This is a genomic window from Thalassospira sp. MIT1004 (assembly GCF_001858545.1).
Classification (GTDB): Bacteria; Pseudomonadota; Alphaproteobacteria; order Rhodospirillales; family Thalassospiraceae; genus Thalassospira; species Thalassospira xiamenensis.
Genome location: NZ_MCAO01000046.1, coordinates 53866 through 65348 on the forward strand (window position 1 = coordinate 53866; position 11483 = coordinate 65348).

Genomic DNA, 11483 nt, shown 5'->3' on the forward strand with positions numbered 1-11483 from the left:
ATACGTCATGTATCGCTATGATGATTTTGACCGCCAGCTGGTGCTGGAACGTACCGAGCAGTTCCGTGAACAGGTAAAACGTCGTCTTTCGGGCGATATTACCGAAGACCAGTTCCGCCCACTGCGCCTGATGAACGGTGTTTACCTTCAACTGCATGCCTATATGCTGCGCGTTGCTGTTCCCTATGGAACATTGCGCGCGGATCAATTGCGCCAGCTTGGTTATATCGCGCGTCGTTATGACAAGGGATACGGGCATTTCACGACCCGGCAGAATATCCAGTATAACTGGCCGAAGCTTGATGAAATTCCCGATGCATTGCTTGATCTTGCCAAGGTCGAAATGCATGCGATCCAGACATCGGGCAACTGCATCCGCAACACGACAACCGACCAGTACGCAGGGGCTGCCGCCGACGAGATCGAAGATCCGCGGCCCTATTGCGAACTGATCCGCCAGTGGTCAACGTTCCATCCGGAATTCACCTATCTGCCGCGCAAATTCAAAATCGCGGTGACCGGGTCGCCAAATGACCGTGCCGCAGTAAAGGTTCATGATATCGGACTTCGCATGCATCAGAATGATGCGGGCGAGGTCGGGTTCGAGGTCATCGTGGGCGGTGGTCTTGGTCGCACGCCATTCGTTGGTAAAACCGTGCGTGACTTTATCGGCAAGAACGATCTGTTTTCGTATCTTGAGGCGATCCTGCGGGTTTATAACCGCTTTGGCCGTCGTGACAATAAGTATAAGGCACGCATCAAAATCCTCGTCCATGAAATCGGGGTCGAGGAAATGCAGCGTCTGGTCGAAGAAGAATGGGCACAGATCAAGGACGGATCGCTGCGCGTTGATGATGCCGAAATTGCGCATTACATCGAACAGTTTGCACCGCCGGCATTTGAAACACTTTCCGACGATGATGCCGAATTTGAACGCCGCAAGGCCGGAAACCGGGAATTCTCCAACTGGGTGCGTTCGAACGTGATCGCGCATAAGCAACCTGGTTATGCGATTGCCAACGTATCGCTGAAGCCGATTGGTGGTATTCCGGGCGATGCAACCGATACCCAGATGGAACTGGTTGCCGATCTGTCGGAGCAGTACAGTTTTGGTGATGTCCGTGTAACCCACGAACAGAATCTGGTTTTGCCGCACGTGAAAAAAGCCGATTTGTTCTCGCTTTGGGCGGAGCTGAAAAACGCCAATCTGGCAACGGCAAATCTTGGCTATGTTACCGACATCATTTCCTGCCCGGGGCTGGATTATTGTGCGCTGGCAACGGCGCGTTCGATCCCGCTGTCTCAGCGCATTTCGGAACGTTTTTCCGATCTGGATCGCCAGCATGATATCGGCGAACTCAAGATCAAGATTTCCGGTTGCATCAATGCCTGCGGGCATCACCATGTTGGTCATATCGGTATTCTGGGCCTCGATAAACGTGGCAAGGAATTCTATCAGATCACCCTTGGCGGCGACGCCAGTGAGAATGCCGAAATCGGCAAAATCGCCGGTGCCGGTTTCTCCGAGGCCGAAGTCGTTGATGCCATTGAAAGTCTGGTAACCAAATATCTTGGCATTCGCGAAACCGGCGAACGTTTTATCGATACCTATCGCCGTGTCGGCATGGACCCGTTCAAGGAGGTGCTTTATGGCGATCGTTAAGAATGACAGTGTGATTGAGCAGGAATGGATCACGCTTGACGCCGAAGCCGACCTTCCGCCGGGCGAGGAAAACATTATCGTGCCGCTCGCGCGTTTTAAGGAAGAACGCGAAACGCTGATCGGCCGCAATGGTGGTCTTGGCGTGCAGCTTAACCCCGGCGATGCGCCGGAAGATCTGGCAAACGATCTGGATCGTCTTTCGATCATCACCGTCAATTTCCCGGCCTATACCGACGGGCGTGGATATTCCTATGCGCGTGTTCTGCGCGAACGTCTTGGTTTCAAGGGTGAACTTCGTGCAATTGGTGACGTGTTGCGCGACCAGATTCTTTACATGCATCGCTGCGGATTTGATGCATATGAGTTGAAAAATGACGACGATGTATCGCTGACAAAAGTGCGCGCCGCATTAAAGGAAATGACGGTTTATTATCAACCGACAGGGGATGGGCGGGTTACGGCTGCATCGCTTCGTGAACGGCGTCGGGCGGCTCTTAAATCGGCGTCCTGATTCCATCTGGTTTGATCAAGCTAGGCTTTAAATAGCATTCCCGTTAAGGCGCCCGTTGCGGGCGTCTTTTCTTTTGCCCTTATAATGCCGGTATTTTCTGTCAGTGATGGCGGTACCCCAGTTGTAATTTCTGGGTAGGGAATTGATATCGGCGGCTCAATGATTATTCTTTTGTATATAAAAAACTGTCCAGAGTTCACCTTTAGAGTGGTGTTGTGATCGGTTTCAAGCTATACACTTATTAGCTGTTTAAGTGCCTTTGCGTGGCAACCATTGTAAAATGCTTGGTTGTCCTTCGGGCTAAAAAGGAGAGCCCGAAAACATCAGTCCCAACAACAGGATGCACTCCTGCCAAGCGGATTGGGGAATTCACGCATCTCCTGACAGTTGGCATCGGTAACGGCCGATGCAAGGAAGCAGGTTCGCATTTCTGGGTTCAACAGGAAAAGGCAACCAATGTCGATTGAGCAAAGCCTGGCAGGGATTGGTGATAGCTGCGTGATTACGCGGGATTTTATGCGTTACGATCACGGCTATCAGGACAAGGCGCTCAAATATATCGATTATCTGGGGGCTCTATCGCTGGCGTTGCGTAAATTTTCCGAATATAGCCGGACAATGCTGGCGTCCCAGCAATTGTATATCTACGCCAAATGGCTGGCGCGATACACGGCATACTGGCCGGAACTTGACCAACTTGTCGACAGACTGGAAAACAGCTTTGACGATGTTGACCAAAGCTATGTCGCAACTCAGTCTTCGGTTGATGGTTCGTGGGGGTGGCAATATAACGAATTCCACCACAAATTTGATGCAACCATCGTGCGTTTGCATGAATTGTCCACTGAAGGCCGGGCGCCGCGTTATCCGCTGCATTTCCTAGAACCGATTGCAACGGCTCCGGCAATGCGAAACTATCTGGAAAAGCTTCTTGTTTCCGATATTGCCACCACCGGGCGCAATCAGCGCGATGAATTCGGCAGTGTGATCTGCTGTCTGGCGCAGCTTTGTTTCAAGCCGTCCTTGCGACGCTATGCGCAGAAATATGTGCGCGGCATCGATCTTGATCAAAGCTATGTTGATGCCTTCCGCGAATTCCTTGATGAAATCCAGAACCCCGAAACCGGTTACTGGGGCCCTTGGTACATTTCGGATGGCAAAACCCATCGTTATGATGATCTCAGCTATACTTTTCATATCGTGTCATATCGCAAGGGGCGCGTCGGACATTGGTCCGATATCATCCGCACCACTCTTGAAAGCCGCCAGATGGAATATCCGCAAGGATGGCTCAGCCGCGGTGAATTTAATAATCACAACAACTATGATGTCGCGAAAATCTTTCGCTATGGGTGGCCGCATATGCAGTCGGCAGAACGGGCCTTGGCGCGCGAGCAGATTGCCGCCATGCTTGATTGGTGTGTTGGGCATTCCCTTAAGCGCGATGGCAGCTTCGCCCATGACAGTCGTTTCTATAACTCGCTTGAGTCCTGTTATTATTTTGGTGTCTCGTTTCTGGACGAAGTTGGATATTTCCAGCCTTCTAAACGTTTCTGGACCCAGCAGAAATTTCCTTATGCGCCGGTTTTGCAGTCTCGCATCGGGCGCAAGCTGGACGAGTTCGATGCCGAAAATCCCAGCGTGATTGCCGCCAAATGGAAAATCGGCCCGGATGCCGCCAGAATATCGGCATCGTCAGTGAACCGCGAAGGACTTTCACGCATGCCGCTGCTTTCCGGGGATGATTGTGCAACCACCGAAGAACGCGAATTTGAATTTATCCTGCGGCCAAATAATGATGGCTGAACGCGCTTCTCAGCTCTGCATAGTGTGAAACTCGATGGCTATGCAGTCGCAATATTTTGTCTCGGGTTCAATCCTGCGTCACATCTTTTCAATGTCGCATACCAGCATGCTTGCGCTGGTGGCGATGGTTCTGGTTGATGCGCTTGATCTGTTTTTCCTGAGCCTTCTGAGGGATGTGGAAATCATTGCTGGTCTTGGCTTTGCCTGGCCGATTATCTTTTTCACACTTGCCGTGTCGCTTGGCATATCGACCGCAATGACAGCACTTGTTTCCCGTGCCGAGGGGCTAGGTGATCGGGACAGGGCAAAAGTCTATGCCACACATGTTCTGGTATTCGGTCTTGTGCTATCGGGCGTGATGACGGTCGTCTTGTGGCTGTCGGCACCTTGGATGCTTGATATGTTCGGGGCGACTGGCAAGGCCCGTGATATCGGCATCACTTATGTACAGATCGTGATCCTGTGCTTGCCGGTTCTGGTGCTTAGCATGTCATCGGGCGCGTTGTTGCGTGCCATCGGGGCAAAGCAGCGCGCCATGTGGTCGAAAATGGCCGGGGCGGCGGTCAATTCAGTCCTCGATCCGATTTTCATCTTTGGTTTTGATTGGGGTGTCGAAGGGGCGGCATGGGCAACCGTCGTGTCACGGATCGTAATCATGGCAGTTGCATTTTACGGTGTTCGAAACGTTCATCACATGCTTGGCCTGTTTGATGCGAATCTTTTCCACAAAGACATCCGCGATATTGCCCGTGTAACCGTACCAGTCGGATTGGCAAAGGTTGGCCCGCCAATTGCCAGCGCCTTTATCATGTCCAGCATGGCAAAGTATGGGCCCGATGCAGTGGCCGCCATGGCGATCATTGAACGTATCGCGCCATTCGTCTTTGTTGGCTACATGGCGTTACCGCAGGCAATCGGCCCGATCATCGGCCAGAATTTTGCTGCGGCAAAGGCCGAACGGGTGCGCAGCATCTGGCATAATGTCTGGGCACTGGTGGTGGTTTACGGGGTTATTGTCTGCGCTGCCCTGTTCTTGTTTCAAAGCCAGATTGCGGAGCTTTTCAGCGCGACCGATCAAACAACGGCGTATCTATCGATTTTTTGCAGTTTTACAGCCCCCTTTTATATGTTCCTCGGTCTGCAATTTTCATCACATACCTTTTTTAACGTTACCGGGCGCCCCAATCTCGCGATGATCTTCGATCTTGCGAAGGAACTGCTGGGGGTGATCCCGCTGGTATGGCTTGGCAGTTATTATTTGGGCGCAACCGGTGTTTTGTTCGGGCAGGCCGCCGGAATTGTTCTTTTTGGAACCATCACCGGAATCGTCAGTTACCGTCTGGCCCGCCGCATGGGGGGCATCTGATAGGGAGGGTGGCTTGCAGACAGCTTATGGTAGTTCTAAGATTTTATAACCAAAGAATATTCCGCTGACGGCGCTCAATGCCCTGAAAATGGCCCGCTAAAGTGCGGTTTTCTTTTGCTGTCTGAACACAGCTGTTCTGGTTGAATTTATTCCATACCAAACAACATAAAGGAGTGCGTCTGCATCTTTGGAGGGAAACATGTTAATTTTAAAAAGACTTAAAATAGCGCCTAAAATCTTTGGTGGCTTCGGGCTCGTTCTTTTGCTTCTGGTGTCGATATCCATACTGGGGTTCGTCACGTTAACCGGGATAGGTAGCGATTTTGATAGATACCGATCTATTGCAATACAGTCTAACGAGGCAGGCCGGGTACAGGCCAACATGCTCGAAGCCAGGGTTGGCGTTAGAGACTATCTGCTGACCGGGCGGCAAACAGCCATCAGCACTGTGCTCACGCGTCTGCAAACAGCATCTGAATTGAATGAAAAACTCGGCACGCTGGTTGATCAGGGTGCGCGAAAAGCCCTCATCGAGGAAACGAACGATGATTTGGCTGACTATCTTCAAGTCTTTCAATCAGTTGTCAAAATTCCGGCTGGTGATCCTCAAAGAGACCAGCTTGTTATTGAAGGTCTGGACCGTATCGGTCCAGAGGTTGCATCCAATCTTGAAAACCTGAAACTTGAAATCAGGCAAGAGCAGGATAAGCTCGGGCCGATGGTTACCGAGGATATCCAGAATACCATCATGCTTGTGACGTCAATTTCAGTTGCTGCGGTGGTTTGCGGTATTGGTGCTGCTTGGCTGATTGGGACGGGAATATCCAATCCTATCCGGAATATTACGGAAGCCATGACGGTTCTTGCCGCCGGCGATAAAGAAACACCAATCCCCGGGCAGGATCATAAGGATGAAATCGGCGATATGGCCAAAGCCGTGCTGGTTTTCAAAGAAAACATGATCCGGGCTGAACAGCTTGCCGCACAGGAGGCCGAGGCACAAAAGCGAAGAGAAGCCCGCGTGAAAGTCATCGAGAAGCTTACCAATGATTTCGATGCCGACATGTCTCTGGTGCTGAAAAGCGTATCATCTGCGGCAACAGAAATGCAGGCAACAGCTTCATCTATGACAGCAACGGCAGAAGAAACCAATCGTCAGTCAACTGTGGTCGCAGCGGCGGCTGAACAGGCATCCAACAATGTTCAAACCGTTGCGAGTGCATCCGAGGAATTGAGTGCTTCGATTTCGGAGATCAGTCATCAGGTCAATCAATCATCGCAAGTTGCAAACAAGGCTGTTTCCGAGGCGGAAAATACCAACGCTCAGGTACGCGGCCTTGCGGAAGCTGCCCAGAAGATTGGTGATGTGGTTGGGTTGATTAGCGATATTGCTGCGCAGACCAACCTTTTGGCATTGAATGCAACGATTGAAGCTGCGCGGGCAGGTGAGGCAGGGAAAGGTTTTGCTGTTGTTGCTGCCGAGGTCAAAAATCTCGCAAACGCGACATCAAAAGCAACCGAAGAGATTACTGCCCAGATCACAGGAATTCAGGCGGAAACAGAAGGTGCGGTGGTTGCGATTGACTCTATTGGCGGTACGATTGCTGAGATCAGCGAAATTGCGGCAACGATTGCAAGTGCTGTGGAACAGCAGGGGGCTGCCACCGAAGAAATCACCCGAAATGTTCAGCAAGCATCAGCCGGAACAAGCGAGGTAACCGAAAACATTCATGGTGTTAACGAGGCGGCGACATCAACCGGCGCCGCTGCCGAGCAAGTGTTGAATGCATCGGGTGAGCTGTCTGAGCAGGCAGAAACCTTGCGTCTGAAAGTTGAATCTTTCCTGACAGCGGTCAAGGCAGCTTAATCTTCGTTTTGTTTAAACTGCATCAACACACACGGACCATCGCCGGTTTCATATTCGGTATTACCGATGAAACCGGCGGCCTCGTAACTTTTTCGCGCCCGCACATTTTCCGGATCCGGGTCAATCGCGACCATTGGTGCGCCGCGTTCGATCAGCATTTGCGCCAATAATCGCAAAAACATTTTGCCGTGGCCGCATCCCATCATGTCGGGCACGCCAATGAAGGCATCAATGCATCGTGTGCCCTTGGGAAGGTGAGCAAAATGGGGCTGCGGCCACTGATGCGCGTCATAATGCTGGGCAAAGGCAAATGGTCGATTGCGATAGGATACAATCAGCGTTGCCATTTCCGGCAGCTCGATATCTTCGGTGATCAGTTCGATCTGCTCGTCCGGTGCACCCCACCATCGCGCCACTTCGGGTACCCGCAACCAGCGTCGTATCATGGGCAAATCGCTGGGGACGGCCCGCCGGAAACGATATGTCTCGGCGGCGGCCATGCGATCAGATCCCGACAGTGTCGCGTTTGGTGGCAAGCGCCAGATTGGCCTTTGATCCGGACTGGCGGCCGATTTTTCCGGTAATCCAGCTACCTGTTTCTGCAAGCTTTTCAAGGTCGACACCGGTTTCGATGCCAAGACCGTTCAGCATATAGACGACGTCTTCGGTCGCAACATTGCCACTGGCCCCTTTGGCATAGGGGCATCCGCCAAGACCGGCGACGGAGCTATCAATCGTGGCAACCCCCATCTGCAATACGGCCAGAAGATTTGCCAATGCCTGGCCATATGTATCATGGAAGTGGGCGGCAAGTTTTTCGATGGCAACCTGATTTGCAACGGCTTCGATCATGGCCTGTGCTTTGCCGGGTGTGCCGGTGCCGATGGTATCGCCCAGACTGATTTCATAAGCCCCCATATCAAACAGGGCTTTGGCGACGTCTGTAACCTTCTGTGGGGCAATTTCACCCTCGTAAGGGCATCCGAGAACACAGGAAACATACCCGCGCACGGCGATGTTGGCATCACGCGCTGCGGCGACCACCGGACGGAACCGATCAAGGCTCTCAGCGATGGAACAATTGATATTCTTCTGCGAAAAGCTCTCCGATGCCGCACCAAAAACTGCAACTTCGGTTGCACCTGCTTCGATGGCGGCTTCAAGCCCTTTGAGGTTGGGGGCCAGAACCGGATAGGTGACGCCCGGTTTACGCAAAATACGGGCCATGACGTCGGATGCATCGGCCATTTGTGGAACCCATTTCGGGCTGACAAAGGCGGTGGCTTCGATGACCGAAAGGCCTGCATTGCAAAGGCGATGGATCAGTTCGACCTTGATGTCGGTCGCAACCATCCCCTTTTCGTTCTGCAACCCGTCACGCGGACCGACTTCAACGATTTTGACATGCGCGGGCAAGCCCGAAAGGCGGGGCATTCTATTTTGCCTCCTCGATGGCGATCAATTCCACGCCATCATCAACCTGATCGCCAACGGCAAAGAATATCTCGCGGACCGAGCCCGAAACCGGTGCTGAAATAGTGTGTTCCATTTTCATTGCTTCCATCACCACAAGCTTATCGCCTGCGGCAACAGATTGCCCCGGTTCCGCCAGCACGGCAATGATTTTACCGGGCATCGGCGCTGTTAACCCGCCACCGGCACCTTCCTGCCCGCCTGCGGCGGCAACCGGATCAAAAATCTCCAACCGGTCAGAACGTCCTTCGCGGAAGATCGTCAGTCGATTGCCATCGCGAAGGACACTTGCGCGTTTGCGCACCTGATCAAGTGTTGCATGAATGGTCCCATCACTGCCGAATTCGGCATGGGCCGTAACCGAATTGCCGTCAGGCATATCGATGACATAACCGTGCGTGCGGTAATGCACCCTGATTTTCAGTTCTGCACCGTCATGGCGCAGGATCAGATTATGGTGGTTGTCATCATTCATCCGCCATCCCGATGTGCTGTGCCACGGGGAATAGGGGTCGCTGCTTTGCGCCGCATGGCTTTTGGCCTCGGCATCGCGACGCATCAGAATATCAAGGGTGGCAAAGGCCAATGCGTCATTATCAGGCACCGCCGGGGCAGGGATCAGATCGTCAAGATACTGGCCGATGAAACCGGTTTCGACTTCGCCGCGCTCAAAGGCCGGATGACGCGCAATATTGGCAAGAAAACCGGTATTGGTTGTTACGCCGACAATCTGTACATCGTTAAGTGCGGTTGCCATCCGGCGCAGTGCCGATATGCGATCCGTATCCCAGGTGATCAGCTTTGCGATCATCGGGTCATAATGAATTGAAACCTCGCCGCCTTCGTAAACGCCGGTATCTATCCGCACGTGATCATTGGCCGCGGGCATGCGCATATGCACAAGTGTGCCGGTGGCGGGCAGGAAATCATTATGCGGGTCTTCGGCATACAGTCGGACTTCGAAGGCATGGCCGTTAATGGTCAGTTCTTCCTGTGCCTTGGGCAGCTTTTCACCGTCAGCAACACGCAATTGCCATTCAACAAGGTCTTCGCCGGTGATCATCTCGGTCACTGGATGTTCGACCTGAAGGCGTGTGTTCATTTCCATGAAATAGAACGCACCAGACGCATCTAGCAGGAATTCGACCGTACCAGCCCCCTGATAACCAATCGCCTTTGCGGCATCAACGGCGGCCTTGCCCATCTGTGCCCGAAGATCTTCGGGCATGTTCGGGGCCGGGGCCTCTTCAATGACTTTCTGGTGGCGACGTTGCAGGGAACAGTCGCGTTCAAACAGATAAACCGCATTGCCATGACTATCGGCAAAGACCTGAATTTCAACATGGCGTGGTTTGACGATCAGCTTTTCAATCAGGCAATGATCGTCGCCAAAGCTGCTGGCGGCTTCTCGTTTGCAACTGACAAGGGCATCCTTGAAATCGGCGGGTTTTTCAACCGCCCGCATGCCTTTGCCGCCGCCACCCGCCGATGCCTTGATCAGAACCGGATATCCGATCTTGTCTGCTTCTGCGGCCAGAAGATCCGGGTCCTGATCTTCGCCGTGATAACCGGGAACCAGCGGAACACCCGCCTTGCCCATGATTTTCTTGGCTTCGGATTTCGATCCCATCGCGCGGATCGCACTTGCCGGTGGGCCAACAAAGACACAGCCCGCTTTTTCAAGGGCATCTGCAAACCCTGCATTTTCCGACAGGAAACCATAACCCGGGTGAACCGCATCTGCCCCCGATTGTGCAATGACATCAAGCAAACGATCAACGCGCAAATAGCTGTCTTTCGGGGCTGGACCGCCGATGTGATAGGCCTCGTCGGCCCGTTGGACATGCAGGGCATTGGCATCCGCGTCGGAATAAACCGCGACGGTTTGGATGCCCATGCGGCGTGCGGTTTCAATCACGCGGCAGGCAATTTCACCACGGTTGGCGATCAGTATTTTGCGCGGCATGATTAATTCTCACTCCACTTCGCGGGGCGTTTTTCAAGAAATGCACTGACACCTTCACGGCCTTCGGCACTTGCGCGCTGATCGGCAATACGTCGTGCGGTATCGTCAATGACATCATCGTCAATCGGTTTGTTGGCAACTGCATAAATCAGCGATTTTGCTGCATCCATGGCACCCGGGCCATTCGCCAGCAAAAGCTTTGCCATGGCGTCGCCACGCGCTATCAGATCGTCACCTGAAACAATTTCATGGACCAATCCGATGGCGTGGGCGGTAGCGGCATCAAAACGCTCCGCTGTCAGAAAATAACGACGGGCGTGCGAGACGCCAATGGCCTCAACCACATAGGGAGAAATAACCGCTGGGATCAGGCCCAGTTTGACCTCTGACAGGCAGAAACTGGCGCGATCAGACGCAATCACAATGTCGCAACATGCTGCCAGCCCAACCCCACCACCAAAGGCCGCCCCGTTGATGAGCCCGATGGTTGGTTTTGACGCAAAGTTCAAAACCTTCATCAGTTTTGCAAGCTTGTGGGAATCTTCAAGATTTTCGTCATGGCTGTAACTGGCCATGCGCTTCATCCAATTCAGGTCGGCCCCGGCAGAAAAGCTTTTGCCCGCGCCGGACAGAATGATTACCCGCACAAGCGGATCGGCATTCAGCGATTCCAGCTTGGCCGTCAGATCGCCGATCAGGATATCGTCAAACGCGTTGTGGATTTCCGGACGGTTCAGCGTGATGCGGGCAACGCCCGATGCGCTGATCTGGCAAATCACGGCATCGGTTGATGGATTGGTGTTATCGGTGTTTACATTGCTCATGCCAGCC

The 11483-nt window shown here is 53.0% G+C and carries 9 protein-coding genes; 5 read left to right on the top strand and 4 right to left on the bottom strand.

The window, feature by feature from the left end; genetic code table 11:
* Positions 1–7 precede the first annotated feature (7 nt).
* The 5 genes from BC440_RS20230 (at position 8) to BC440_RS20250 (ending at position 7213) form a co-directional block, all read left to right on the top strand.
* The gene (locus BC440_RS20230) at positions 8–1663 is read left to right on the top strand and encodes a nitrite/sulfite reductase (protein WP_071241162.1); all 1656 of its coding nucleotides are present in this window, start codon (positions 8–10) and stop codon (positions 1661–1663) included.
* Positions 1650–2174, top strand: coding sequence for a DUF934 domain-containing protein (locus BC440_RS20235; protein ID WP_071241163.1), 525 nt, complete (start codon positions 1650–1652; stop codon positions 2172–2174). Before BC440_RS20230 ends, BC440_RS20235 begins: the two co-directional genes overlap by 14 nt.
* A 456-nt stretch (positions 2175–2630) precedes the next feature.
* Positions 2631–3980, top strand: a complete 1350-nt coding sequence (locus tag BC440_RS20240; RefSeq protein WP_071241164.1) for a hypothetical protein — start codon at positions 2631–2633, stop codon at positions 3978–3980.
* A gap of 91 nt (positions 3981–4071) precedes the next feature.
* Positions 4072–5346 carry an MATE family efflux transporter gene (locus BC440_RS20245; protein WP_247643623.1) on the top strand — a complete coding sequence of 425 codons (1275 nt, stop codon included), beginning with the start codon at positions 4072–4074 and terminating at the stop codon, positions 5344–5346.
* A gap of 199 nt (positions 5347–5545) precedes the next feature.
* On the top strand, positions 5546–7213 hold the full coding sequence (locus BC440_RS20250) for a methyl-accepting chemotaxis protein (protein ID WP_071241166.1): 1668 nt from the start codon (positions 5546–5548) through the stop codon (positions 7211–7213).
* Here the strand turns inward: BC440_RS20250 and BC440_RS20255 are convergent.
* Genes BC440_RS20255 through BC440_RS20270 form a run of 4 tightly spaced genes read right to left on the bottom strand, consistent with a single transcriptional unit; the run spans position 7210 to position 11476 of the window.
* Positions 7210–7659 carry a GNAT family N-acetyltransferase gene (locus BC440_RS20255; RefSeq protein WP_223305140.1) on the bottom strand — a complete coding sequence of 150 codons (450 nt, stop codon included), beginning with the start codon at positions 7657–7659 and terminating at the stop codon, positions 7210–7212. The genes BC440_RS20250 and BC440_RS20255 overlap by 4 nt on opposite strands.
* Before the next feature lie 58 nt (positions 7660–7717).
* On the bottom strand, positions 7718–8647 hold the full coding sequence (locus tag BC440_RS20260; RefSeq protein ID WP_071241167.1) for a hydroxymethylglutaryl-CoA lyase: 930 nt from the start codon (positions 8645–8647) through the stop codon (positions 7718–7720).
* Between the two features lies 1 nt (position 8648).
* Positions 8649–10652 (bottom strand): acetyl/propionyl/methylcrotonyl-CoA carboxylase subunit alpha, encoded by a 2004-nt coding sequence (locus BC440_RS20265; protein ID WP_071241168.1) that lies wholly within the window; start codon positions 10650–10652, stop codon positions 8649–8651.
* Between the two features lie 2 nt (positions 10653–10654).
* On the bottom strand, positions 10655–11476 hold the full coding sequence (locus BC440_RS20270) for an enoyl-CoA hydratase/isomerase family protein (RefSeq protein ID WP_071241169.1): 822 nt from the start codon (positions 11474–11476) through the stop codon (positions 10655–10657).
* Positions 11477–11483 lie beyond the last annotated feature (7 nt).